Here is an 874-nt window from a genome sequence, read left to right on the forward strand (position 1 = left end):
CTGGCGTCGGAGATCCGTGGTGTGACGGAGGAGACGACGACGGGTGTGCATCGTCTGTATGAGATGCAGCGTGAGGGGACGCTGCTGTTCCCCGCGATCAATGTGAACGACGCGGTGACGAAGTCGAAGTTCGACAACAAGTACGGCTGCCGCCACTCGCTGATCGACGGCATCAACCGCGCCACGGACGTCCTGATCGGCGGCAAGGTCGCCGTCGTCTGCGGCTACGGCGATGTGGGCAAGGGCTGCGCGGAGTCGCTGCGCGGTCAGGGCGCGCGGGTGATCGTGACCGAGATCGATCCGATCAATGCGCTGCAGGCGGCGATGGACGGCTACCAGGTCACGACCCTGGACGAGGTCGTGGAGATCGCCGACATCTTTGTGACCACGACGGGTAACAAGGACATCATCATGGCCTCGGACATGGCCCGGATGAAGCACCAGGCGATCGTGGGGAACATCGGCCACTTCGACAACGAGATCGACATGGCCGGCCTGGCGAAGATCCCCGGGATCGTGAAGGACGAGGTCAAGCCGCAGGTCCACACCTGGACCTTCGAGGACGGCAAGGTCCTCATCGTCCTGTCCGAGGGTCGTCTGCTGAACCTGGGCAACGCGACCGGTCACCCGTCGTTCGTGATGTCGAACTCGTTCGCGGACCAGACACTGGCGCAGATCGAGCTGTTCACCAAGCCGGAGTCGTACCCGACGGACGTCTATGTCCTGCCGAAGCTGCTGGATGAGAAGGTCGCTCGGCTCCACCTGGACGCGCTGGGTGTGAAGCTCACCGAGCTCCGTCCGGAGCAGGCGTCCTACATTGGTGTCCCGGTCGAGGGTCCGTACAAGCCGGACCACTACCGCTACTGACACCGAC

Annotated in this window: 1 protein-coding gene; it reads left to right on the forward strand. The window is 63.6% G+C overall.

Going from position 1 to position 874, the window contains the following annotated elements; all coding sequences use genetic code 11:
* The coding region (locus V7793_RS37935; RefSeq protein ID WP_336014310.1) for an adenosylhomocysteinase at positions 1-867 on the forward strand (867 nt) is incomplete at its 5' end.
* Positions 868-874: the final 7 nt, after the last annotated feature.

It is taken from the genome of Streptomyces sp. KLMMK (assembly GCF_036961605.1).
Lineage (GTDB): Bacteria > Actinomycetota > Actinomycetes > Streptomycetales > Streptomycetaceae > Streptomyces > Streptomyces telluris.